General features: G+C 72.2%; 16 protein-coding genes. 6 read left to right on the top strand and 10 right to left on the bottom strand.

Annotation, left to right across the window (positions count from 1 at the left end; all coding sequences use genetic code 11):
* Positions 1–10: 10 nt before the first annotated feature.
* Both AB0B66_RS00905 and AB0B66_RS00910 read right to left on the bottom strand, forming a co-directional pair.
* On the bottom strand, positions 11–955 hold the full coding sequence (locus AB0B66_RS00905) for a tetratricopeptide repeat protein (protein ID WP_360520788.1): 945 nt from the start codon (positions 953–955) through the stop codon (positions 11–13).
* 141 nt (positions 956–1,096) lie between these two features.
* The gene (locus AB0B66_RS00910) at positions 1,097–2,770 is read right to left on the bottom strand and encodes a methylmalonyl-CoA mutase family protein (protein ID WP_360520791.1); all 1,674 of its coding nucleotides are present in this window, start codon (positions 2,768–2,770) and stop codon (positions 1,097–1,099) included.
* Between the two features lie 289 nt (positions 2,771–3,059).
* Here AB0B66_RS00910 and AB0B66_RS00915 point away from each other — a divergent pair, with 289 nt between their 5' ends.
* Positions 3,060–4,313, top strand: coding sequence for a CDP-glycerol glycerophosphotransferase family protein (locus AB0B66_RS00915; RefSeq protein ID WP_360521726.1), 1,254 nt, complete (start codon positions 3,060–3,062; stop codon positions 4,311–4,313).
* A gap of 315 nt (positions 4,314–4,628) precedes the next feature.
* Positions 4,629–7,853 carry a penicillin acylase family protein gene (locus AB0B66_RS00920; RefSeq protein WP_360520794.1) on the top strand — a complete coding sequence of 1,075 codons (3,225 nt, stop codon included), beginning with the start codon at positions 4,629–4,631 and terminating at the stop codon, positions 7,851–7,853.
* 97 nt (positions 7,854–7,950) lie between these two features.
* Here AB0B66_RS00920 and AB0B66_RS00925 read toward each other — a convergent pair whose 3' ends face one another.
* The 5 genes from AB0B66_RS00925 to AB0B66_RS00945 form a co-directional block, all read right to left on the bottom strand.
* Positions 7,951–8,610: an ATP-binding cassette domain-containing protein gene (locus AB0B66_RS00925; RefSeq protein ID WP_360520797.1), complete on the bottom strand. Its 660-nt coding sequence runs from the start codon at positions 8,608–8,610 to the stop codon at positions 7,951–7,953.
* Entirely contained in the window at positions 8,610–9,557 is a 948-nt protein-coding gene (locus AB0B66_RS00930) for an ABC transporter ATP-binding protein (protein ID WP_360520800.1), read from the bottom strand. Before AB0B66_RS00930 ends, AB0B66_RS00925 begins: the two co-directional genes overlap by 1 nt.
* On the bottom strand, positions 9,554–12,649 hold the full coding sequence (locus AB0B66_RS00935) for an FtsX-like permease family protein (RefSeq protein WP_360520803.1): 3,096 nt from the start codon (positions 12,647–12,649) through the stop codon (positions 9,554–9,556). The genes AB0B66_RS00930 and AB0B66_RS00935 overlap by 4 nt, the downstream gene beginning before the upstream one ends.
* A gap of 435 nt (positions 12,650–13,084) precedes the next feature.
* Positions 13,085–14,086 carry a methylmalonyl Co-A mutase-associated GTPase MeaB gene (meaB, locus tag AB0B66_RS00940; RefSeq protein WP_360520806.1) on the bottom strand — a complete coding sequence of 334 codons (1,002 nt, stop codon included), beginning with the start codon at positions 14,084–14,086 and terminating at the stop codon, positions 13,085–13,087.
* A 159-nt stretch (positions 14,087–14,245) separates the two neighbouring features.
* Entirely contained in the window at positions 14,246–15,427 is a 1,182-nt protein-coding gene (locus AB0B66_RS00945) for an acetyl-CoA C-acetyltransferase (protein WP_360520809.1), read from the bottom strand.
* A 65-nt stretch (positions 15,428–15,492) separates the two neighbouring features.
* On the opposite strand from AB0B66_RS00945, the gene mce reads away from it, so the two are divergent.
* From mce to AB0B66_RS00965, 4 genes are all read left to right on the top strand, one after another.
* Positions 15,493–15,972 (top strand): methylmalonyl-CoA epimerase, encoded by a 480-nt coding sequence (gene mce, locus AB0B66_RS00950; RefSeq protein WP_360520812.1) that lies wholly within the window; start codon positions 15,493–15,495, stop codon positions 15,970–15,972.
* 234 nt (positions 15,973–16,206) lie between these two features.
* Positions 16,207–17,562 (top strand): crotonyl-CoA carboxylase/reductase, encoded by a 1,356-nt coding sequence (gene ccrA, locus AB0B66_RS00955; protein WP_360520815.1) that lies wholly within the window; start codon positions 16,207–16,209, stop codon positions 17,560–17,562.
* Between the two features lie 215 nt (positions 17,563–17,777).
* Positions 17,778–19,007 (top strand): cell division protein DivIVA, encoded by a 1,230-nt coding sequence (locus AB0B66_RS00960; RefSeq protein WP_360520818.1) that lies wholly within the window; start codon positions 17,778–17,780, stop codon positions 19,005–19,007.
* A gap of 78 nt (positions 19,008–19,085) precedes the next feature.
* The gene (locus AB0B66_RS00965) at positions 19,086–20,411 is read left to right on the top strand and encodes a hypothetical protein (RefSeq protein WP_360520821.1); all 1,326 of its coding nucleotides are present in this window, start codon (positions 19,086–19,088) and stop codon (positions 20,409–20,411) included.
* Positions 20,412–20,590: 179 nt separating this feature from the next.
* Here the strand turns inward: AB0B66_RS00965 and AB0B66_RS00970 are convergent, their stop codons facing one another.
* The 3 genes from AB0B66_RS00970 to AB0B66_RS00980 all read right to left on the bottom strand — a co-directional run bounded on the left by AB0B66_RS00970 (position 20,591) and on the right by AB0B66_RS00980 (position 23,671).
* Positions 20,591–21,370: an alpha/beta hydrolase gene (locus AB0B66_RS00970; protein WP_360520824.1), complete on the bottom strand. Its 780-nt coding sequence runs from the start codon at positions 21,368–21,370 to the stop codon at positions 20,591–20,593.
* 66 nt (positions 21,371–21,436) lie between these two features.
* Positions 21,437–21,706, bottom strand: coding sequence for a hypothetical protein (locus tag AB0B66_RS00975; RefSeq protein ID WP_203696968.1), 270 nt, complete (start codon positions 21,704–21,706; stop codon positions 21,437–21,439).
* A 180-nt stretch (positions 21,707–21,886) separates the two neighbouring features.
* Positions 21,887–23,671 (bottom strand): 3-hydroxybutyryl-CoA dehydrogenase, encoded by a 1,785-nt coding sequence (locus tag AB0B66_RS00980; protein WP_360521729.1) that lies wholly within the window; start codon positions 23,669–23,671, stop codon positions 21,887–21,889.

Here is a 23,671-nt window from a genome sequence, read left to right on the forward strand (position 1 = left end):
ACTAGCGGTTCTAGAACAAAGCGCTGGCCAGGGCACGCCGCGCGGCCGCCACCGCGGGGTCGTCCGGGCCGGCGACGGCGAACAGCGACACGAGGTGCTGGCGCACCGTCTCCCGATCGTCACCGTAGACGCGGCGCACCAGATTGACCAGCCGCTGATACGCCTGCTCTGCCTGACCGCCCAGCACCTCGACATCGGCCGCTTTCAGCTGCGCGGCAAGGTCGTCGGGCGCGGCGTCGGCGGCGGCCACGGCGGCCTGCGGGTCCACTCCCGCAACCCGCTTGGCCAGCACGACCTGGGCCAGGCCGGCCTCGGCGGCGGCGTCCTTCGGCGAATCCGACAAGATCTTGCGGTACGCCTTCTCGGCCTCGTCGAGGTCACCCATCATCAGGGCGTCGTCCGCCGCTTCCAGGCGCGGGTCATCGGGCACCGCCACCTCGACCCCGCCCGCCCGCAGCACCGCGTCCAGCCACTGCCGCAGCTGCGCGGGCGGCACCGGCCCGGCGAACGCGTCGATCGGCTGCCCGCCCACGACGGCGTACACCGTCGGCACGCTCTGCACCCGGAACATGGCCGCCAGCCGCGGGTCGGCCTGCGCGTTCACCCGCGCCAGCACCCAGCTGCCGCCGTCGGCCGCGTTGAACTGCGCCAGCGCGTCGGCCAGCTGGTCCACCTCGGGGTAACCCGGGGCCAGGAACGCCACCACGACGGGCTGGCTCATCGACTTCTGCAGGACCTCGTCCTGCACATTGGCCTCGGTCACGTCCACCACGTGACCGCCCCCCGCGGGCGCCCCGGGGAAGCCGCCGCCGTTACCACCGTCACCGCCGCTGCCGGCCGGTCCCGCCGCACCCGCGGCCGGGGTCGCCGCCGCCTGCTGACTGCGCGCGGCCAGCGCGCCGAGATCCACCGCGCCACGCGTGAAGATCGACTGTCCGGGTCGGAGATCGCTCATGGTTACCCAGTCTCCCACGCCCGTAACAATCCCCCCGCAAAGGTCCCACCCCACCCATAGATCACGGCGATCTTGCGTGGATGGCCCCATGTCCGCCCGATATAGGCGTGTCGTGGGATACATCCACGCAAGATCGTCGCCTCAGAAGCGGGCGGGTTCGCGGTAGACGCCCCATTCGGCGCGGAGGGCGTCGCAGATTTCGCCGAGGGTGGCTTCGGCGCGGCAGGCGTCGAGCATGGCGGGGACCATGTTGGCATCCGTGCGGGAGACGTCGATCATCTTCTGGAGGGCGGCGTCCACGGCGGCCTGGTCGCGGTCGGTGCGGCGGGCCTGGAGGAGTTTGACCTGCTCGCGTTCTACCTCGTGGGAGACGCGCATGATCTCGAGGTCCTTGGCGATGGTGCCGGTGTGGCAGTTGACACCGACGATGCGCTTGTGGCCTTCCTCCAGGGCGCGCTGGTAGATGTAGGCGGAGTCGGCGATCTCGGAGGTGAACCAGCCGTCCTCGATGCCCCGCAGGATGCCGCTGGTGATGGTGCCGTCGGTGCCGCGGTCCTTGATGCGCTGGAAGATGGCCTCGGCCTCGGCCTCGATCTTGTCGGTGAGGGCCTCGACATACCAGGAGCCGCCCAGCGGGTCGGCCACGTTGACGATGCCGGTCTCCTCCATGAGGACCTGCTGGGTCCGCAGGGCGATCTCGGCGGACTCGTCGGTGGGCAGGGCGAGGGTCTCGTCCAGGGCGTTGGTGTGCAGGGAGTTGGTGCCGCCGAGCACGGCCGACAGCGCCTCGACAGCGGTGCGGACCACGTTGTTGACGGGCTGCTGGGCGGTCAACGAGACGCCGGCGGTCTGCGTGTGGAAGCGCAGCCACTGGGCCTTCTCGCTGGTCGCGCCGTACACGTCGCGCATCCAGCGGGCCCAGATGCGGCGGGCGGCGCGGAACTTCGCGATCTCCTCGAAGAAGTCGATGTGCGCGTCGAAGAAGAAGCTCAGGCCAGGGGCGAAGACGTTGACGTCCAGGCCGCGGGACAGGCCCAGCTCCACGTAGCCGAAGCCGTCGGCCAGGGTGTACGCCAGCTCCTGCGCGGCCGTCGCGCCCGCCTCGCGGATGTGGTAGCCCGACACCGACAGCGGCTTGTACTTCGGGATCTCGTGGGCGCAGTACTCCATCAGGTCGCCGATGAGGCGCAGGTGCGGCTCGGGGTCGAACAGCCACTCCTTCTGCGCGATGTACTCCTTGAAGATGTCGGTCTGCAGGGTGCCGTCGAGCTTGCTCAGGTCGGCGCCCTGGCGCTCGGCGGCGACCAGGTACATGCAGAACACCGGCACCGCGGGCCCGGAGATGGTCATCGAGGTGGTGACCTTCTGCAGGTCGATGCCGCCGAACAGCACGTCCATGTCCGCGGCCGAGTCGATCGCCACGCCGCAGTGGCCGACCTCGCCCAGCGAGCGGCCGTCGTCGGAGTCGCGGCCCATCAGGGTCGGCATGTCGAAGGCGACCGACAGGCCGCCGCCGCCCGCGCCGAGGATCAGCTTGTAGCGCTCGTTGGTCTGCACCGCGTTGCCGAAGCCGGCGAACTGGCGGATGGTCCAGGTGCGGCCCCGGTAGCCGGTCGGGTACAGGCCGCGGGTGAACGGGAACTCGCCGGGCCAGCCGATGCGCTCGAAGCCCGGGTACGCGACGCCCTCGGCGGGGCCGTACAGCGGCTCGACCTCGACCCCGCTGAGCGTGGTGAAGTCCGCGTGGCGCTTGTGCGCCTTGTCGTACCGCTGCTGCCAGCGCTCGCGACCGGCGGCGATCTCGTTCGCGTCCACGTTTCCTCCCGGGGTCTGATACCTGGATCACAGGATTTCGAGCACAGCGTAGCCCGATTGCCTGAACGATCGCTCAGCCAGTCGCTACCCGCCGGTCACATCACCGCGGCCGCCAAGGCCGCGTGTGAACAGGTCACGGGCCGTTCAGAGACTGTTTACTCGGACCGGCCCTTCCTGTTATCTTCTGGCCCACCATGGCCGCGGGCCGCCTCTGGCCCGCGCGTCCCGGAGCGGGCGGCGAAAAGGCCCATCGCCCCAGGTGAACGCACGCGAGGGGGAGCCTGTGCAGATGCTGCGCCGGATGCGGTCGGTCAGCGCCAAGGCCCGCCGCGTGACCCGCCAGCCGAGCCGCGCCCTCAAATACGCGCTCTACCGCGCGCAGCTGCGCCTGCCGCTGGACGAGCAGCTCGCCGTGTACTCCGCGTACTGGAACGCGGCCTACAGCTGCAACCCGGCCGCGATCTACGAGAAGGCCCGCGAGCTGGCCCCGCACATCCGCGGCGTATGGGTGGTCAAGGCCGACCGCGTGCGTTACATCCCGGCGGGCGTCGACTACGTCGTCGAGGAGTCCCCGGCGTACTTCCGGGCCATGGCCCGGGCCAAGTACTTCATCAGCAACGCCAACTTCCCCGAGTACGTCGTCAAGCGGCCGGGCTCGGTGGTCGTGCTGACCCACCACGGCACCCCGCTCAAGCTCATGGGCATGGACGGGCTCACCTTCGCCGGGCGCGACGGCACGGGCAGCGCCGAGCTGCGCAAAGTCGTGGCCAAGTGGGACTACAGCATCGCGGCAAACCCCTTCTCCACGCAGGCCTGGAACACCGCCTTCCCGGGGCGCTACGAGTCGCTGGAGTACGGCTACCCGCGCAACGACATCCTGGTGAACGCGAAGCCGGAGCACCGCGACCGGGTGCGGGCCGAGCTGGGCATCGCCCCCGGCCGGCGGGTGGTGCTGTACGCGCCGACGCACCGGGGCGGCAACTCCGCCAAGACCTCGGTCTACCTCGACGTCGCCGCGCTGGCCGAGGCGCTGGGTCCGGACGCCGTGGTGCTGACCCGCTCGCACTACTTCTACGAGGACCGGCCCTCGGCCGCGGCCGGCGCGGCGCGGGTCGTGGACGTCACCAGCCACCCCCGGGTCGAGGACCTGTACCTCGCCGCCGACGTGCTGATCACGGACTACTCGTCGACCATGTTCGACTTCGCGGTGCTGGACCGGCCGATCGCCGTGTACGCGTCGGACTGGTCGTACTACAAGCGCACGCGCGGCGCGTACTTCGACATCGCCGAGGAGCACCCCGGCGTGTTCGCCACGACCCAGGAGCAGCTGTTCGAGCTGTTCGCCTCCGGCGCGGTCGACGGCGAGGACGCGCGGCTGCGGCGGGCGGCGTTCCGGGAGCGCTTCTGCGCCCTGGAGGACGGCCGGGCCGCCGAGCGCGTGGTGCGCCGGGTGCTGCTCGGCGAGCAGGTCGACCACCGCCCCGCGGCCGCACCGCGCGTGCCCCGCCAGGCCACCCCTGCCGACCAGCCCGCACTCTCCTGACCCCACCCACCCCGCCCGGCCCGCCGCCGGGCCCGCCCGCCAAGATCGCTCGACTTGCCGGGCACCTGTGCGTATCTTGAGCGCGCTTTCGCCCGCCTGCCTGGCAAGTCGAGCGATCATCAGGCCGTGCGCCGGGCGGTCGCACGATCGTGCGTGACTCTTTCATAGCGGTGAATACTTCGTTACCATCCGGTACACGAAATTGCTTCACGTAAGTGCGTCGGCGGCGGACACGTCGCGTCAGGCTGCGCGTGGGCCTGCTGTCCGATGCGGATCAGCGGCCCCGTCCCCCGTCCTGCCGAAGGGATCCACCCCATGTCCCGACGCGCCACCCGCCCCCATGCCCGGGTCAAACGCCCCCTAGCCGCCACGTTCGCACTGGTCACGGCCGGTGCGTTCGCGACGTTCGTGCCCGCCGCGGCGCCCGCCGCCGCGGCCGTGCTCGCCCCGAACGACTACTGCCTGGCCGAGTGCTCCGACATCCTGCCGCCCGGCCAGAACGGCAACGCCACCCTCGTCGACATCCTCGGCCACCAGGCGTTCGGCACCCGGCCCGCGCACTCGGCCGACCAGCTCGACCGGTACGCCAACCTCGTCTACAACTACGCCGGCCTCACCGACGAGCAGATCCCGTCGTACTTCAACGACGCCTCCTTCGGTGTGCCCGCCGGGCAGGTCGAACGCAGCTACTCCCCCCGCTCCGACGTGACCGTGGTCCGCGACAAGGCCACCGGCACGCCGCACGTCACCGGCACCACCCGGGCCGGGACCATGTTCGGGGCCGGCTACGCCGGAGCCGAGGACCGGCTGTTCACCATGGACCTGCTGCGCCATGTCGGGCGCGGCACGCTCACCCCGTTCGCGGGCGGCGCGGCGGGCAACCGCTCGCTGGAGCAGAGCGTGTGGCGCAACGCCCCGTACACCGAAGCCGACCTCCAGGCCCAGGTCAACGCCCTGCAGAACCTCGGCACCCGGGGCGCTCAGCTCTACACCGACGTGCAGAACTACATCGCGGGCGTGAACGCGTACATCGCCAAGTGCATGGCCGACCGCAACTGCCCCGGCGAGTACGTGCTCACCGGCCACCTCGACGCGATCACCAACGCGGGCGGCCCGGTGCAGTTCACGATGACCGACCTGATCGCCATCGCGGGCGTGGTCGGCGGCCTGTTCGGCGGCGGGGGTGGCGGCGAGATGGAGTCCGCGCTGGTCCGCGTCGCCGCGCGGGCCCGCTACGGCGCGGCCGAGGGCGACGCGGTGTGGAACGCGTTCCGCAGCCGCACCGACCCCGAGGCCGTGCTGACCGTGCACGACGGCACGAGCTTCCCGTACGGCGCGGCCGACGACAACGCCGCCGGAGTCGTGCTGCCGGACGCCGGTTCGGCCGTGTCCGAACCGGTCGTCACCAACCCCACCGGCTCGGCGACCAGCTCCGTCACCGCGCAGTCCGACATCGCCGCGGCCCTGGGCAGCCTGCGCATCGGCAACAAGAGCAAGGGCATGTCCAACGCCGCCGTGATCTCGGCCGCGCACTCGGCGACCGGCCACCCGATCGCCGTGTTCGGCCCGCAGACCGGCTACTTCTCCCCGCAGTTGCTCATGGTGCAGGAGCTGCAGGGCCCCGGCATCAGCGCGCGCGGCGCGGCGTTCGCCGGGCTCAACCTGTACGTGCTGCTCGGCCGGGGGCAGGACTACGCGTGGAGCGCCACCTCGGCGGCGCACGACATCACCGACACCTACTCGCTGCCGCTGTGCACCACCGACGGCAGCGCCCCGACCCTGGCCAGCAACAAGTACCTCTACCGGGGTGTCTGCACCGCGATGGAGGAGCTGTCGCACACCAACGCGTGGACGCCGAGCGTCGCGGACGGCACCGCCGCCGGGTCGTACAAGCTGGTCACGTACCGCACCAAGCTCGGCCTGGTGGCCTGGCGGGCCACCGTCGGCGGCGCGCCGCACGCGTTCACCCGGCTGCGCTCGACCTACCGGCACGAGGCCGACTCGGCGATCGGCTTCCAGATGTTCAACGACCCCGCCGCGATGGGCACCCCCGCCGACTTCAAGACCGCCGCGGGCAACGTCGGCTACTCGTTCAACTGGTTCTACGTGAACTCGACCGACACCGCCTACTTCATGTCCGGCAGCAACCCGCAGCGCGGCGCGGGGCACAACCCCAACCTTCCGGTACGCGGCGACGCGGCGTACGAATGGCTGGGTTACCAGCCCGACACCAACAACGCGACCTGGGCGGCCAACGCCACCCACCCGCAGTCGGTGAACCAGGACTACTACATCAGCTGGAACAACCGGCAGGCCAAGGACTTCGGGGCGGCCGACGGCGACTTCAGCTTCGGCTCGGTGCACCGCGGCGACCTGCTCGACGCCCCGGTCAAGGCGGCCATCGCGAGCGGGCACAGGTTCACCCGCGCCTCGCTGACCAGCCTCGTCGAGAACGCCGGGGTCACCGACCTGCGCGGCTGGAAGGTGCTCGACGACCTGCTCCGGGTGATCGAGAGCCAGGCCGTCACCGACACCGCGCTGGCCGCCGCCGTCACCAAGCTCAAGGCCTGGCAGCAGGCCGGAGCCCGGCGGGTGGAGACCACCCCCGGATCCAAGGTGTACGCCCACGCCGACGCGATCCGGATCTTCGACGCCTGGTGGCCGCTACTGGTGAGCGGCCAGTTCCAGGGCGCGCTCGGCAACGGCCTCTACCAGGCACTGGTCGACGCCATGTCGATCAACGAGTCGCCGTCCGGCGGCCAGAACGGCCCCGGCTCTCCCCTGCCCGGCTCGCTGAACTCGGCCCAGGCCCACAAGGGCTCCTCCTTCCAGCACGGCTGGTGGGGGTACGTCGAGAAGGACGTGCGGACCGTGCTCGGCGACCCGGTCGCGGGCGGGCTCGGGCGCACGTACTGCGGCAACGGTGTGCTCAGCGCCTGCCGCACCGTGCTGCTGTCCACGCTCGGCACCGCGAACGGGCAGGCCGCGACCGCGGTGTACCCCGGGGACGAGCACTGCGCGGCCGGGGACCAGTGGTGTGCCGACGCGATCCTGCAGTCGGCGCTCGGCGGCATCACCGCGCCGCTGACCGCCTGGCAGAACCGGCCCACGTACCAGCAGGTGGTGTCGTTCCCGGCCAAGCGCGGCCAGGACATCACCAACCTGGCCCAGGGACGCCCGGTCTCGGCCAACGGCAGCCAGCTGTTCTACCCGGTCGGCAACGCCGTCGACGGCAACCCGACCACGCGGTGGAGCAGCAGTTACGCCGACAGCCGGCAGATCACCGTCGACCTGGGCAGCGTACGCAGCATCGGCCGGACGATCCTGCGCTGGGAGGCGGCGTACGGGCGCTCGTACCGCATCGACGTCTCCACCGACGGCAGCACCTGGACCACCGCCTGGTCCACCACCACCGGCAACGGCTCCGTCGACAACAACACGTTCACCCCCGTCAACGCCCGCTACGTCCGCATGCAGGGCATCCAACGCGCCACCACCTACGGCTACAGCCTCTGGGAATTCGAGGTCTACACCCACTAACCCCGCCCCCACCTGCGACAACTCTTAAAGACTTGCGGCCTCCGAAGGACTCGGAGGCCGCAAGTCTTTAAGAGTTGCGAACGAGGGGTGGCCCAGGTCAGTGGGCGGCGGGGGCGGTGGCGTGGCCGTCGACGAGGTGGAGTTCGGTGTCGCAGGCGGCGGCCGCTTGCGGGTCGTGGGTGGCGAAGACGACGGCGGCGCCGCGGTCGGCTTCGGCGCGCAGGAGGGTCAGCACGGTCTGGCGGTTCGCGGCGTCGAGTTCGCTGGTGACCTCGTCGGCCAGCAGCACCGGGCCGCGCAGGGCCAGGCCGCGGGCGATCGCCGTACGCTGCTGCTGCCCGCCGGACAGCTCCTCGACCAGCTGCTCGGCCTGGTTCGCCAACCCGACGCGTTCCAGCGCCTCGGCGGTGAGCCGGCGCGCGTCGGCCGCCCGCACGCCCGCCGACACCAGTGCTACCAGCACGTTCTCGGCCGCGGTCAGGGTCGGGGCGAGCCCGTTGTGCTGCGGGATCAGGATGATGCCCTGGGTGACGGCCTGGTCGCGGTCGCGCAGCGGGGTGCCGTCGAGGGTGACCTGGCCCTCGACCGGGCGCAGCAGCCCGGCCAGCGCCCAGAGCAACGTGGTCTTGCCCGCGCCCGACGCGCCCGTGACGGCCAGGATGCGGCCCGGCTGGGCGGCCACGCTGATGTCGCGCAGCACCGCCCGGTCCTTGCCGTACGCCATGGTGATGCGGTCGGCGAGCAGCATCCGGGTCATCAGGCCACCTCACGGCTGTAGTCGGGGACGATCTGCCCGCGCCGGGAGTAGGCCGCCGCGTCGTCCTCGGGCTCGTACTCGTCGGCGACCACCACCGCGCTGCCCGGCTGGGCGGCGTGGGCCGGGGCCAGCAGCACCGTGCCGTCGGGGCGCGCGTGCACCCGCAGCCTGGTGCCGGGCGGGAGCAGCGCCAGCACGTCGGGCGGCAGGTGCACCGAGCCGTCCCGGCCGACCACGGCGAACTCCTCGCCGAGCCGTCCCTCGCCGCCGACCCGCCCGTCGCGGATGGTGACCTGGCGGCCCATACCCGCGCCGACCTCGGGGTCGTGGGTGACCACGACGACCGTGGTGCCGGCCCGGCGCACCGACTCCAGGGCCGCGATGACCTCGTCGCGGGCGCCCGAGTCGAGCTGGCTCGTCGGCTCGTCGGCGAGCAGCAGCCCGGGCTTGTGCGCCAGCGCCACGGCCAGCGCCAGGCGCTGCCGCTCGCCGGGGGTCAGCTCGTGCGGGCGCTGGCGCAGCCGGCCGCGTACGCCGAGCAGGCCGACCAGGGCCAGCACGTCGCGCGGGGCCGGCAGGTCGGCGACGCCGTGGGAGCGGGCGGCCCGCTGCGCGAAGCGCACGTTCTGCTCGGCGGTCAGGTAGGGCAGCAGGTTGCGCTCGGCGCCCTGCAGCACGACGCCCACCTCGGTGGCGCGCATCCGGGCGAGGTCCGACTCGGACGCCTTGGCCAGGTCGGTCTCGCCGACGGTGGCCCGCCCGGCGGCCGGCCGGATCAGCCCCGCGAGCAGCGAGAGCAGCGTGGACTTGCCGGAGCCGGACGGGCCCAGCAGGGCCACCGACTCGCCGGGCGCGATGTCCAGGTCCACCCCGCCCAGGGCGACCACGTCGTAGCCTTCCAGCCGGTAGATGTAGACCAGGCCGCGACAGGTAACCGTGCCGTTCACCGGCTGCCTCCTCGGATCAGTTCAGGGGTGGCCCGCTTGACCAGCCGGCCGCCGCGTACCACCGCCAGCACGAGCACGAGCAGCGCACCGGCGAACGCCAGCGGCAGCGCGTCCAGGGTGAGTCCGGGCACGAGCGCGCCGAGCACGTCCCCGGTCAAGTTGGGCGCTCCGGCGGTCCCGACGGTGACCAGCGGGATGCCGGGCAGCATCAGCGCCGCTGCCCCGACACCGACCAGCAGCCCGACGACCATCGGCAGGCCGATCAGCGCGAGCCGCTCCCGCCGCAGCGCGCGGCGCAGCACGTTCGGGCGTACGCCGGTGACGCGCAACGCGGCCAGCTCGGCCCGGCGGTCGCCTGCGCCCAGCCGGGTGCTGAGCATGAGCACGCCCAGCGCGAGCAGCGCGGCCGCGATACCGGCCAGCAGGTAGAGCCGCAGCCCCAGCGCGGGGGCGCGGCGGCCGAGCCGGGCCAGCTCGTCCGGCACCGTCTCGGTGCGCAGCACCTGCACGCCCTGGCCGGCCAGCTTCGCGGCGAGGTCGGCGGGGGCGTCCGGCGCGGCCCACACCTCGTAGCGCAGGTCGCTCGCGTCGGCCAGGCCCTGCGTCACGGAGGCGGCCCGGGTCGCCAGGTCGAGGTCGAACAGCAGGCCGCGCTCACCGGCGCGGGGCAGCAGCGCGGCCTTCTCCAGCACGCTGAACCCCTGCGGCGCCTCGGCGAACGCGGGCAGGTCGAAGTGCTCCGGATCGTCGCTGCTCGGCGCGGGGCCGGCCAGCACCGCGGGCAGCTCCGCGGGGGTGTCCAGGTAGGAGACGAGCACGTCGCCCTGGTCGGCGGAGTTCACGCTGAGGCCGAGCTGCGTGCCGGGAGTGACCCGTACGGTCGCGTTGGGCGTGCGGTCCACCAGGAAGTGCCACGCCTTCGACTCCGCGAAGCGCAGCGGCAGCTGCTGCCCGCCGGAGCTGAGCGACTGCACGGCCAGCTCCACCTGCACCGGGCCGCTCTCGCCGGCCTCCCGGCCGACCGCCAGGCCGACCACGCGACAGGGCGTGGCCGCGCAGGCGGGCGCGGGGGCGATGTAGTTGCGCGTGCCCTCCCGCAGCTTGCCCAGCCAGACGATGCTCGGCGGCTCACCCGGCGCGGACAGCACCGCGCCCAGCCGCGCCGGCGTCGCGCCGAGCGAACTCACCGTGGCTCGCGCGGTCAGCTGGCCGCCGACCTCGGCGACCTGCGGCGCGTCGGCGCGCAGGCGGCCCGCCAGCAGCGACAGCGTGGCGGCGTCGTGGTCGCGCCAGATGGCCACGGCGGGCAGCCGCTCGGACTGCACCCCGATCAGCTCGACCCGCTGGTTGTTGTAGAGCTCGTCGACGCGCACCACGGCCATCGAACGGTTCGTCGGATCGGCCGCGGCCAGCGCCTTGACCAGCGCCTGCGGGTGCTCGGCGGAGATGGCGTAGACGGTCGGCGCGCCGACCGCGTCGTCGGCCCGCTGGGCGCGGGCGTCCGCCGCGACGTCCCAGGCGGTGGCCGAGAAGGTCAGCAGCGCGACGGCGGCGGTGAGCACCGCGACGGTGCGGGCCGCGCCCGGCCGGCGCGACAGTTGCGCCGCGGAGAGCATGGCGGGCAGCCGGCCGCGGCGGCGGGCCAGGCCCAGCCGCACCCGCGACCACAGGCTGAGCAGGCGGCCCGCGAGCACGCCCGCGACGATGGCCAGTGCGGCCGGGGCCAGCAGCGCCAGCGGAGCCGACCGGTCGCGCAGCGCCGCGGCCAGCGAGGCGATCGCCAGCGCGGCGGCCACGCCCTCCAGCACGCCCGCGCGCCAGGTGCCGCGCTGCGGCACGCGCCGCAGCAGGCCGAGCACGCTGCGGCCGAGCGTGGCACGGGCGGCCAGCCAGGCGGCGAGGCAGGCGATCAGCAGGCCGCCCACGGCGGCGGCGAGCACGGGCCACCGGATCTCGGCGTGTACGCCCGCGGCGAGCACCGAACGTGCGGCCAGCTCGACCGCGCCCAGCCCGGCCGCCAGGCCCAGCGGAGCGCCGAGCACGATCAGCAGCAGTGTCTCGCCCAGTCCGAACCGGACCGTGCCGCCGGTGCCGTAGCCGCGCAGCCGGGCCAGCGCCAGCTCCGGGCCGCGCTCCTCGGTCAGCGCCGCGACCAGCAGCAGCAGCACGACGAAGGCGAGCAGCACCAGCGGCACCGCGATGATGGGCACGGTCCGCGCGAGGGCGTCCTGGTCCTTGGCGGCGTCCTCGACGATCGACGGGAGGGCCGTCTCGACCTGCAGCTCGAAACCGTTCAGCGCCAGGCCGAGCGTGCCCAGCTCGTCGCGCAGCGCGGTGACGTCGTCCAGCCGCACCTGACCGGGACGCAGCGGGTACGTCACGGACAGCGTGACCGGCACCGCGTCGCCCAGCCGCACGTCGTCCTCCGCGCCGGTGAACACGGCGTCCAGGCGCGGCGCGCCCTCGCCGCCCGACTGGGCCTGCGCGAAGTAGCCGTTGTTGCCCCAGTAGGAGTCGTCCGGGGCGAGCGGGGTGTAGAGGCCGACGACCTCATAGGACCGGACCGCCGCTTCGCCCTGCGCGGGGCGTACCGACACCTTGTCGCCGACCTCGACGCCGGCCTCGGCCGCGGCGCGCTCGCTGAGCAGCACCTGCTCGGCGTCGATGGCGCAGTCGCCGGTGATCCGCAGGTGCGCGCACGCGCCCTGGTGCCAAGCCAGCCGGGCCGCGAAGCGGTTGGTGCGGGTGCTGCTCAGCGTCGTGTCGACGCTGACCGAGCCGACGGGCCGGTCCAGCACCGCGGCCAGGTGAGGCGCCTTGGCCAGCGCCCCGTTGACCGTGGCCTGGGTGTCACCGACCGGCTGGTGTGCGGCCTCGGCGGTGTCGGCGCTGCCCTCGGCGGTCACGGTGACCGCGGCGGCGGTGGCCGGGGCCGCGCTCAGCGCGTCGGTCAGCACCGACTGCTGCGCGGCACGACCGTACGCCGGGGCGAGCACCGCCGCGGCGGTGGCGAACGCCGCGAGCGCCAGCACCACCGCCGACCGGCCGGAGCGGTGCCGGATGCCCCGCATCATGACGGACCAACCGGTCACCGTCGCCTCCACGCGTAAGAGCCCTATGTGCCCCGACACCTTAGCGATTGGTCAGTCCGCCCGTGAAGTCGCTTCGGCTATCGTTGCCAACCCGCATCCGAGCAGCTCTCGGCGCGGATTCACCTGCTCACGGAGCGTCATTTCGCGCATCCCGGCGCCGTGCCGCCGGGTATACGGCGTCACCGCATTTGCTCTGCACCCAATAGCTTGCTCTGCACCCACCGACGCAACAGAGCCTGCCCTCCGCGGCCCGCTGTTGCGTCCTGGGGTGCAGAGCAAGGGAATGGGTGCAGAGCAAATGCGTCGGCGGGGCATACCTGCCGGCGGACTGCGGACCGTGTCGGCGAACTGGCCACCGGGCGGACGCCGACCGCCGCCGTGACCGATGCGCGAGGTGCCCTGGCAGGGCGTGGGAGGACGGTGGCCCGCCCCTGCTCAGACCAGTTCGTCGAGCAGTTGGGTGGCTGCGGCGTACGGGTCGAGGGAGCCGGCGACGACCTTGTCGGCGAGCGCGGCGACGCCCTCGCCCGGCAGTTCGGCGAAGCGGGCGCGCAGCTGGCCCAGGGCCAGCGCCTCGATCTCGGCGGCGGCACGGCGGCGGCGGCGGACCGTGAGCTGATCGGTGTCGACCAACCAGGCCCGGTGCTCCTCGATGGCGGCGACGATGCCGTCGATACCCTCGGCCCGGGCCGCGACGGCCTTGACCACGCGCGGCCGCCAGTCGCCAGGACCCCGGTCGGACCCGCCAAGGGCGATCATGCCCTGGATGTCGCGGTGGGTGGCCTCCACGCCGTCACGGTCGGCCTTGTTGATGACGAAGATGTCGGCGATCTCCAGGATGCCCGCCTTGACGGCCTGGATCGCGTCGCCCATACCGGGTGCGAGCAGCACCAGGGTGGTGTCGGCCAACGAGGCGATCTCGACCTCGGCCTGCCCCACCCCGACCGTCTCCACGAGCACCACGTCGAAGCCGACGCCGGCCAGCACACGTACCGCCGCAGGGGTCGCCGCCGACAGCCCGCCGAGATGGCCCCGGCTGGACATCGACCGGATGTAGACGCCGGGGTCGGTGGCATGGTCCTGCATGCGAATCCGGTCACCGAGGATCGCGCCACCGGTGTACGGGCTCGACGGGTCGATCGCCAGCACCGCGACCCGCTTGCCGGCAGCCCGGAACGCCCGCACCAGCTCGTTGGTGGTCGTCGACTTGCCCACGCCCGGCGACCCGGTCAGCCCGACGACGATCGCGCCGCCCGCGGTCGGGGCCAGCGTCGCCGCGATCTCCGGCAGCGCCGCCGCCCCCGACTCCACCAGCGTGATCAGCCGCGCCACCGCCCTGGCCTCACCCTCCCGCGCCCGAGCGACCAACTCGGCGACCGACCGCTGCGGCGCAGGCGACAAGGACGGCATGCTCGGCTCGCTCATCAACTCAACCATTCACAGACAGCGGGACGGGGTCATCAACTTCGCCTCAGCTCTTAAAGAGTCGCGGCTTCCGGTGGCCCGGATTGCCGCGACTCTTTAAGAGCTGCGCCACGGACGGCGGCGCGGTGCGCCGGGGGCGGCGCGGAGCGGCGCCCCCGGGGCGGTGCTGGGTCAGGGGGCGACCTTGAGGATCAGGGCGTCGCCCTGGCCGCCGCCGCCGCAGAGGGCGGCCGCGCCGGTGCCGCCGCCGCGGCGCTTGAGCTCCAGGGCCAGGGTCAGGGCCAGGCGGGCGCCGGACATGCCGATGGGGTGGCCCAGGGCGATCGCGCCGCCGTTGACGTTCACGATCTCCGGGTCGATGCCCAGCTCGCGGGTCGACTGGATGCCGACCGCGGCGAACGCCTCGTTGATCTCGACCAGGTCGAGGTCGGCGGCGGTCAGGCCCTCCTTGGCCAGGGCCTGCTTGATGGCGTTGGCCGGCTGGGCGTGCAGGGAGTTGTCCGGGCCCGCCACGTTGCCGTGCGCGCCGATCTCGGCGAGCCAGGTCAGGCCCAGCTCCTGAGCCTTCTCCTTGCGCATGACCACGACCGCGGCCGCGCCGTCGGAGATCGGCGACGAGGAGCCGGCGGTGATGGTGCCGTCCTTGGCGAACGCCGGGCGCAGCTTGCCGAGGGTGTCGGCGGTGGTGTCGGGGCGTACGCCCTCGTCCTCGCTGATCACGATCGGGTCGCCCTTGCGGGCCGGGATGGTGACCGGGGCGATCTCCTCGGCGAAGCGGCCGTCCTTGATCGCGGCGGCGGCGCGCTGGTGCGACGCGGCGGCGAAGGCGTCCTGCTCGGCGCGGGTGATCTCGTAGCGGCCGTTGTGGCGCTCGGTCGACTCGCCCATCGAGCACTGGTCCCAGGCGTCGGACAGGCCGTCGTGGGCCATGTGGTCCTTGACCACGACGTCGCCGTACTTGTACCCGGCGCGCTGGCCGATCATCAGGTGCGGGGCGTTGGTCATGGACTCCATGCCGCCGGCCACCACGATGTCGAACTCGCCCGCGCGGATGAGCTGGTCGGCCAGCGCGATCGCGTCGAGGCCGGACAGGCAGACCTTGTTCACGGTGAGCGCGGGCACGCTCATCGGGATGCCGGCGCCCACGGCGGCCTGGCGGGCGGTGATCTGGCCGCCGCCGGCCTGCAGCACCTGGCCCATGATCACGTACTGCACCTGGTCGGGGGAGACCCCGGCGCGCTCCAGGGCGGCCTTGATGGCGACCGACCCGAGCTGCGTGGCCGACAGGTCCTTCAGGTTGCCGAGCAGGCGGCCCATCGGGGTGCGCGCTCCGCTCACGATCACAGAAGTCATGGGTTACCCCTCCGAGTGGCCTGGTTCACGTATCGCCTTAACGATGGTTCGGTCAGACTAACCGCATGACCGATCCCGCAGCCCTGTCGACCTCATCACAGGGCATTCCGTCACAGTCCGTGGGTCTGCAGCGCATCGATCACGTGGGCATCGCGGTGCCGGATCTCGACGCCGCCATCGCCTTCTACGAAGGTACGTTCGGGATGACCTGCGTGCACACCGAGACCAACGAGGAGCAGGGCGTCCGCGAGGCGATGCTCCAGGTCGGGCCGAGCCCCGGCGGCGGGGCCGTGCAACTGCTCGCGCCGCTGCGCCCCGACTCCCCCATCGGCAAGTTCCTGGACCGCAGCGGCCCCGGCATCCAGCAGATGGCATACACCGTCGCCGACATCGACGCGACCTGCGCCGCCCTGCGCGAGCGCGGGGTGCGGCTGCTCTACGAGACCCCGAAGCGCGGCACCGCGGGCTCGCGGATCAACTTCGTGCACCCGAAGGACGCCGGCGGCGTGCTGGTCGAGCTGGTGGAGCCCGGCCACGGCCACTGACGGCCCCGCGGCCACGGCGGCTGAATGATCGTTAAGCCGAGCGTGGACTTTTTCACACACCCGTTCCCGCCGAAGCTACCGACCAGTAACGTCCGGCTCACCTGACCCGCCATGTGTGCCCGACCACATGGCGACCCGCAGGAGGGCCCGCCAAGGATGGCCCGCAGACCCGGAACTCACCGCCCGCAGCGCGAGCGCGGGACGCCGCAGTTCCCTCACCACGGAGGTGGCGCCGTGCAAGACATCCTCGACGTGATCATGGAAGCCGAGAACGCGGCCGACCCGGCCGCGCGGCTGCGGAGCCTGGCCGACGTGCCGGTGCCCGCCTCCTACCAGGGGATGGTGGTACGCGAGGACGAGACCACCATGTTCGACGGACTGGCCACTCGCGACAAGGACCCGCGCAAGGCCCTCCACCTGCAGGAAGTGCCGGTGCCGGAGCTCGGGCCGGGCGAGGCGCTGATCGCCGTGATGGCCAGCGCGGTCAACTACAACACGGTGTGGACGTCCATTTTCGAGCCGCTGTCGACGTTCGGGTTCCTGAAGCGATACGGACGCTTGTCGGCGCTGACGAAGCGGCACGACCTGCCGTACCACGTGGTGGGTTCGGACGCGGCGGGCGTGGTGCTGCGCACCGGCGCGGGTGTGACGAAATGGCAGGCCGGCGACCAGGTCGTGGCGCACTGCCTCAACGTCGAGCTGGAGGACGCGGCCGGCCACGACGACACCATGCTCGACCCGCAGCAGCGCATCTGGGGCTTCGAGACCAACTTCGGCGGGCTGGCCCAGCTCGCCATCGTCAAGGCCAACCAGCTCATGCCCAAGCCCGCCCACCTGACCTGGGAGGAGGCGGCCAGCCCGGGGCTGGTCAACTCCACCGCGTACCGGCAGCTGGTGTCGCACCACGGCGCGAACATGAAGCAGGGCGACGTCGTGCTGATCTGGGGTGCGAGCGGCGGGCTCGGCTCGTACGCCACGCAGATGGCGCTCAACGGCGGCGCGATCCCGGTGTGCGTGGTGTCCTCTCCGGAGAAGGCGGAGATCTGCCGCCGGATGGGCGCCGACCTGGTCATCGACCGCGCTGCCGAGGGCTACCGGTTCTGGTCCGATGAGCACACCCAGGACCCGGCCGAGTGGAAGCGCTTCGGGGCGCGCATCCGCGAACTGACCGGCGGCGAAGACCCCGACATCGTGTTCGAGCACCCGGGCCGGGAGACCTTCGGCGCGAGCGTGTACGTCGCCAAGAAGGGCGGCACGATCGTCACCTGCGCCTCGACCAGCGGCTACGAGCACCAGTACGACAACCGCTACCTGTGGATGTCGCTCAAGCGCATCATCGGCAGCCACTTCGCCAACTACCGCGAGGCGTGGGAGGCCAACCGCCTGATCGACCTGGGCCGGGTGCACCCGACGCTGTCGAAGGTGTTCCCGCTGGAGCAGACGGGCCAGGCCGCCTACGAGGTGCACCGCAACACGCACCAGGGCAAGGTCGGTGTGCTGTGCCTGGCTCCGGCGGAGGGGCTCGGCGTACGCGATCAGGAGAAGCGGGCCCGCCACCTGCCCGCGATCAACCGCTTCCGCGGGGTGTGACCTCGGGCTCACCACTGGTGAAGACACGGAAGGCGGAAGCGCAACGGCGCGCTTCCGCCTTCCGGCATTTCCGGCAATACTGACTATTGGCTTCCGGTATGGATCTTCCGGCTGGAATGGCACTGGCACTTTCGGCCTCTCCGGCCCACATCCGGTGGGCGAAAGTGACCCCACGCCCTTGCGCGACACCCGGGGTCATCTGCGAGTATGTCCCAATGTCCCAGCAGCCCTCCTCCGTCGCGTTCTTCGATGGCGCGAATACCCAACAAGACTTCACAGTCGTCCTGCGCGGTTTCGACCGCGAGCAGGTAAACGCGTTTGTCGGTCGCCTGAACGCTCAGCTTGCCCAGTCGGAGCAGGCACGCGCGGAGGCCGAGCAGCGCATGAACGACGCCCAGCGTCGTCTGCGCCAGGCTGAGCAGCGGCTCAACTCGGTCGAGCAGAAGCTGACCGACACGAGCAAGCAGCTGGAAGAGAACAGCCGCCCCACCCTGTCCGGCCTCGGCACCCGCGTGGAGCAGATCCTGCGGCTCGCCGAGGAGCAGGCCAACGACCACCGCGGCGAGTCCAAGCGCGAGTCCGAGGGCATCCTGTCCGCGGCCCGCCTGGAAGCCCGCGAGATCACCGACAAGGCGCGTGCCGAGGCCGCCGCCATGAAGGCGACCGCCGAGCGCGAGGCCGGCAACCTGCGCACCGCCGCCGAGCGCGAGGCCGCCGAGGTCCGGGTGCAGGCCCGCCGGGAGGCCGACACGCTGCGCGCCGACGCCGACCGCGAGACCAAGCAGCTGCGCACCGCCACCTCGCACGAGGTCGCCGAGCTCAAGGCGACGGTCGAGCGCGAGGTCGCGACGCTGCGCGCCACGGCCGAGCGGGAGATCACCCAGCTGCGCGCCAAGGCCGCCCGCGAGGCGGAGGAGAAGCGCGCCGAGGCCTCCAAGATGCTGGCCGACGCGCGGGACAAGCGCGACAAGGACCTGCAGGCCCTGCAGCTGGAGCTGGCCGAGCGTCGCGAGAAGTCCGAGCGCGAGGAGTCGCAGCGCCACTCCTCCGCCGTGGCCGCCACGCAGAAGCTGGTCGGCGAGGCTGAGGAGCGCGCCCGTGCCGCCGAGGACCGGGCCAAGGAGATCGAGCAGCGCGCCGAGGCGCGCCGGGTCGAGTCCGAGCGGACCGCCGTCGAGACGACCGAGAAGGCTCGCGTCGCCGCGGAGAAGGCCGTCAACGAGGCCAAGGCCGAGGCGCACCGCCTGGTGTCCGAGGCCCGCAACGAGGCCGAGCTGACCACCACGGCCGCGCGCCGCGAGGTCGACGACCTCACCCGCCAGAAGAACGCGGTCACCGCACAGCTCGGCCAGATGCTGTCCGGCCTGGCCGGCATCGTCCCGGGCGTCGGTGCGCCGGCCCCGGCGGCCGCCGAGGAGAAGCCGAAGGCGGAGAAGGCCGAATAACGACCCGATCCACATCTGATCACGCCGCGCCCGCAACCTGTCGGGCGCGGCGTGACCTTTTATGTGAAGATGGACCGCATGTCGCACGGCGGAGACCTGTTCGCACTCGGTGAGGGCGTCTCATCGGAACCCAGCTTCGATACGTCCCTCAAGGGCTTTGACAAGAAGCAGGTGAACCGATACGTCGTCCAGGTCGAGTCCGAACTGGCGACCCTGGCCGCCGAGCGGGACCAGGCCATCTCGCAGCTTCAGGCGCTGGCCGGGCAGGTGCAGCAGCTCCAGCTGGAGCTGGCCGACGCCGCCCGCCGCGCCGTGCCGTCGCGGGTCTCCTTCCGGCACCTGGGCGCGCGGGTCGAGCAGATCCTGTCGCTGGCCGAGGACCAGGCCGACGACCTGCGCAACGGAGCCGCGCAGGAGATCGCCGACCAGCGTGCCGAGGCCGAGCGGCTGCTCGCCGACGCCCGTGACCGCGCCGCCACCGCGTCCCGCGACTTCGACCTGGCGCTGGCCTCCCGCCGCGCCGAGGAGCGCAAGGCCGAGGAGCAGCACCGCACCGAGCTGACCGAGGAGACGCAGCGGCTGCGCGCCGAGGCACGCGAGCTGCTCAGCCACGCCCAGACGGAGGCGCAGGGCACCCGCACCGCCGCGGCGCAGGAGGCCGCCTCCCGGCGCATCCAGGCCGACAAGGAGATCGCCGCCGCGCGCGCCGAGACCGAGCGCCACGCGGCGGAGAGCCGCGCTCAGGCCGAGCAGCAGCTCGCCGCGGCCGCCGCGGAGGCCGAGCAGCGGGTGGCGGCGGCCACGGCCGAAGCCGAGCAGCGGGTGGCCGCGGCGCACGCGGAAGCCGAGCGGCAGCTCGCCGCCGCGACCGCGGCGGCCGCGCAGAAGCTGGCCGAGGTCGAGGTCCAGGCGACCCAGCGCACCGACCAGGCCGAGCAGGAGGTGGCGCTGGCCCGTGGGCGAGCCGCCGCCGAGCAGGCCGCCGCGGACACGGCCAAGCAGCAGTACGAGGACGGCCAGACCCGCCTGGTGGCGATGCGGGCCGACATCACGCAGGTCGAGCACCGGCTCGCCGAGCTCAAGCAGCAGCTGCACGTCGAGCTGGAGCGCCTGGCCAAGGCCCAGCGCGAGGCCGAGGAGGCCGAGCGCCGCCGCGCCGAGGCGACCCGTCCGGCCGAGGAGCCGACCCAGGCCATCGCGATGCCCGCCCCTCCCGTGCCGGCTGCTCCACCCGCGCCTGTCGCACCGGTGCCGACCGCACCCGCGCAGCAGCCGGATCAGGCGCAGGGAAAGCCCGCGGCCCAGGCTCCGGCCGGGGACGAGCCCACGATCATGCTTGCCGGCAACGAGCCCACCATCAGCCTCGACGGCAGCAGCAGCGACGCCGGGGCCGCCAGCCGCTGAGCCGTTCGCCGTCGCGCTTGCCGGGCCGTCGCACGGTCCCCGTTTTTCATAGACGTTGGCCTATCTCATCGAATTCGCGAGCCGGATTTTCGATGAGATAGGCCAACGTCTTTCCCGGGCGGGCTCGGTGCGCGGCCGTCGGCCGGACGGCGCGCCGCGAACCCGTGTTCGCGACGGAGTCAGCGCGGCTTGTCGGCGAATGCCGCTACGGTGCGGTCGGCGTAGGCGCTGGCATCGCCGTACTCCATGGGGCCTGTCCAGTCCTTGGGAAGCGGGGTCTCGACCTGCGGGGCGACGCGGCGGACGATCTCGTCAAGCACCGTCTCGGCGTCGCCGACCCACAGGTGCTTCGCGCCGGGCACGCCCACGACCTCGGCGTGCGGGATCGCGGCGAAGCGCTCCTTCGCCTCGGCCGGGCGCAGGTAGTCGTCGTGCTCGGGCACGAGCGCGGTCACCGGGCGGCGCGACTGCGCCCATACCGCCAGATCCTCGGGCTGGGAGAAGCGCAGCGGCGGGGACAGCAGGATCGCGCCGGTGATCGCCGGATCGCAGCCGTACTTGAGCGCCAGGTCGGTGCCGAAGGACCAGCCGACCAGCCACAGATTCGGCAGCTCGTGGAACTCGGCGTACTCGATGGCGGCGGCGACGTCGAAGCGCTCCCCCACCGCGTTGTCGAACGCGCCCTCGCTGGTGCCGCGCACGCTGGACGTGCCGCGGCTGTTGAAGCGCAGCACGGCGATCCCGGCCAGCGCGGGCAGCCGCCAGGCGGCCTTGCGGTACACGTGGCTGTCCATCATGCCGCCGTGCGTGGGCAGCGGGTGCAGGCAGATCAGGGTGGCGACCGGGTCGCGGTCGGCTGGCAGCGCCAGCTCCCCGACCAGCTTCAACCCGTCGGCGGTATGCAGTTCGATGTCGTGGCGCCGAGCGGGCAGGATCGAGTTGGCACGGATCGCGGTCACGCCTACAGTCTGCCCGCGCACCGGCCCGCCCTACCCCCTGACGTCGCGGTGATCACACCCGGCCGCTCAGCCGTAACGGGGCGCGTTGCGGGACCGTTCGACGTTGGGTTTGCGCTGGTGCCGACCCTGCCAGCAGCTGCTGTGCCAGTGCCTGCGGTCGCCCGCGTCACCCCAGCCCTGCGACGGCCAGGCGACCACGTGCGGCACCCCGGGCCGGATGTCCTGGTGGCACCCCGGGCACTTGTAGACCTTGTCCGACCGCTCCCCGCTCAGATGCCGGACGGTGAACTCCCCGTCCGGATCGTCGTGCACGTACTCCACCCCGCGTCGCGACATGGCCTCATCGAGATCGCGCTCCGGGCGATCCTTCTTGTTGTTACGACGCGGACTCATGTCCCCAAGATACGGCGCGCCCCGCGAGACTCGACGATCTTGCACGAATGGCCCCTGTCACGCCCGTTTTGCGCGTGTCGTCCGGGACACCCGTGCAAGATCGCCGCCTGGACGGCGTGGGGGTCAGCGGTGGGTGTGGTCGCGGAAGCCGCGGCCGGTTTTGCGGCCGAGGTAGCCCGCCGTGACCAGGTGCTCCAGGAGGGGCGCGGGAGAGAAGCCGGGTTCGCGGAGTTCGAGGTAGAGCTCGCGCTGGATGGCGAGGGAGACGTCGAGGCCAACCACGTCGAGGAGTTCGAAGGGGCCCATGGGGTAGCCGCAGCCGAGTTTCATGGCAGCGTCGATGTCGTCTGCCGTGGCGTAGCTGGCTTCGAGCATCTTCACCGCGTCGTTGAGGTACGGGAACAGCAGGGCGTTGACTATGAAGCCGGCGCGGTCGGCGCAGTCTACGGCGGTCTTGCCGAGACTGGAGACCACGGCGTCGGCGGTGGCCAGGGTGGCGGCGCTGGTACGGATCGTGGCGACGACCTCGATCAGCGGCATGACCTGGGCGGGGTTGAAGAAGTGCAGGCCGACCACGTCCGCGGGGCGGTGGGTGGCCATGGCGCACTCGACGACCGGCAGGCTCGACGTGGTCGTGGCCAGTACGGTGCCGGGCTTGCAGATCTCGTCGAGGCTGGCGAACAGCGCCTTCTTGACGCTCAGCTCCTCGACGACGGCCTCGACGACCAGGTCCACGTCGGCCAGGTGGTCCAGGTTGGTGGACCAGGTGATCCGGCTGATGGCCGCGTCGCGCTCGGCCTCGCTGAGCTTGCCCCGCACCACGCCCTTGTTCAGCGAGGTCTTCACGGACTCGCAGACCTTCGCGGACTTCTCCGCGCCGCGGGTCACGCTCAGCACCTCGTACCCCGCCTTGGCGAAGACCTCGATGATGCCGGTGGCCATGGTGCCCGAGCCGACGACGCCGACGCTGCCGATCGGGCGGGCGGCGGCCTCGTGCTCCCCGGCGGCCGGGGTCAGCTCATCGGCGACCACGACCGGCGAGCCCTGCTTCTCGTACGTGTAGAAGCCGCGGCCGGACTTGCGGCCCAGCAGGCCCGCGGTGACCATCTGCTTGAGCAGCGGGGCCGGGGCGTGCCGGCGGTCGCGGCCGCCGCGGCGGTACATGGTGTCGAGGATCTCGTACGCCGTGTCGAGGCCGATCAGGTCCATCAGCGCGAGCGGGCCCATCGGCAGGCCGCAGCCCAGCTTCATGGCCGCGTCGATGTCCTCGCGGGTGGCGTAGTGGTTCTCGAACATGGTGACGGCGTGGTTCAGGTAGCCGAACAGCAGCGCGTTGGCGATGAACCCGGCCCGGTCGCTGATGGTCACGTCGGTCTTGCCGAGGCGGGCGATCAGCGCCTCCACGTCGGCGACGACCTCTGGCGCGGTCACCACGGTACGGATGATCTCGACGAGCTTCATCACCGGCGCGGGGTTGAAGAAGTGCACGCCGATGACCTGGTTGGGCCGGTGCGTGGCAACCGAGATCTCGGTGACCGACAGCGAGCTGGTGTTGGTGGCGAGGATGGCGTGCGGCGGGCAGACCTTGTCCAGCTCGGCGAAGATCGCCTGCTTGAGGTCCAGGTGCTCGGGCACCGCCTCGATCACGAAGTCGACGCTGTGCAGCGCCGCCAGGCCGACCTGGAAGTCGACCCGGGAGTGCAGCGTGTCGCGGTCCTGCTCGGACAGCTTGCCCTTGGCCACGGCGCGGTCGGTCGAGCCGGTCAGGTTGGCCCGGCCCCGCTCCAGCGCGCCCTCGCTGATCTCGACGGCCACGACGTTCAGGCCGTTGCGCGCGAATACCTCGACGATGCCGGCGCCCATGGTGCCGAGGCCGACCACGCCCACCGTGTTGATTTCGCGAGCCAC

The organism is Catellatospora sp. NPDC049111 (genome assembly GCF_040648615.1).
In the GTDB taxonomy this organism is placed as follows: Bacteria; Actinomycetota; Actinomycetes; order Mycobacteriales; family Micromonosporaceae; genus Catellatospora; species Catellatospora aurea.

Excerpts from the sequence above, each read along its gene's own strand:
- AB0B66_RS00920 (WP_360520794.1), top strand. The coding sequence starts at position 4,629 with ATGTCCCGACGCGCCACCCGCCCCCATGCCCGGGTCAAACGCCCCCTA.
- AB0B66_RS00965 (WP_360520821.1), top strand. The coding sequence starts at position 19,086 with ATGTCGCACGGCGGAGACCTGTTCGCACTCGGTGAGGGCGTCTCATCG.
- AB0B66_RS00975 (WP_203696968.1), bottom strand. The coding sequence starts at position 21,706 with ATGTCGCGACGCGGGGTGGAGTACGTGCACGACGATCCGGACGGGGAG.
- AB0B66_RS00960 (WP_360520818.1), top strand. The coding sequence starts at position 17,778 with ATGTCCCAGCAGCCCTCCTCCGTCGCGTTCTTCGATGGCGCGAATACC.
- AB0B66_RS00915 (WP_360521726.1), top strand. The coding sequence starts at position 3,060 with ATGCTGCGCCGGATGCGGTCGGTCAGCGCCAAGGCCCGCCGCGTGACC.
- AB0B66_RS00945 (WP_360520809.1), bottom strand. The coding sequence starts at position 15,427 with ATGACTTCTGTGATCGTGAGCGGAGCGCGCACCCCGATGGGCCGCCTG.
- mce (WP_360520812.1), top strand. The coding sequence starts at position 15,493 with ATGACCGATCCCGCAGCCCTGTCGACCTCATCACAGGGCATTCCGTCA.
- meaB (WP_360520806.1), bottom strand. The coding sequence starts at position 14,086 with ATGGTTGAGTTGATGAGCGAGCCGAGCATGCCGTCCTTGTCGCCTGCG.
- AB0B66_RS00925 (WP_360520797.1), bottom strand. The coding sequence starts at position 8,610 with ATGACCCGGATGCTGCTCGCCGACCGCATCACCATGGCGTACGGCAAG.
- AB0B66_RS00905 (WP_360520788.1), bottom strand. The coding sequence starts at position 955 with ATGAGCGATCTCCGACCCGGACAGTCGATCTTCACGCGTGGCGCGGTG.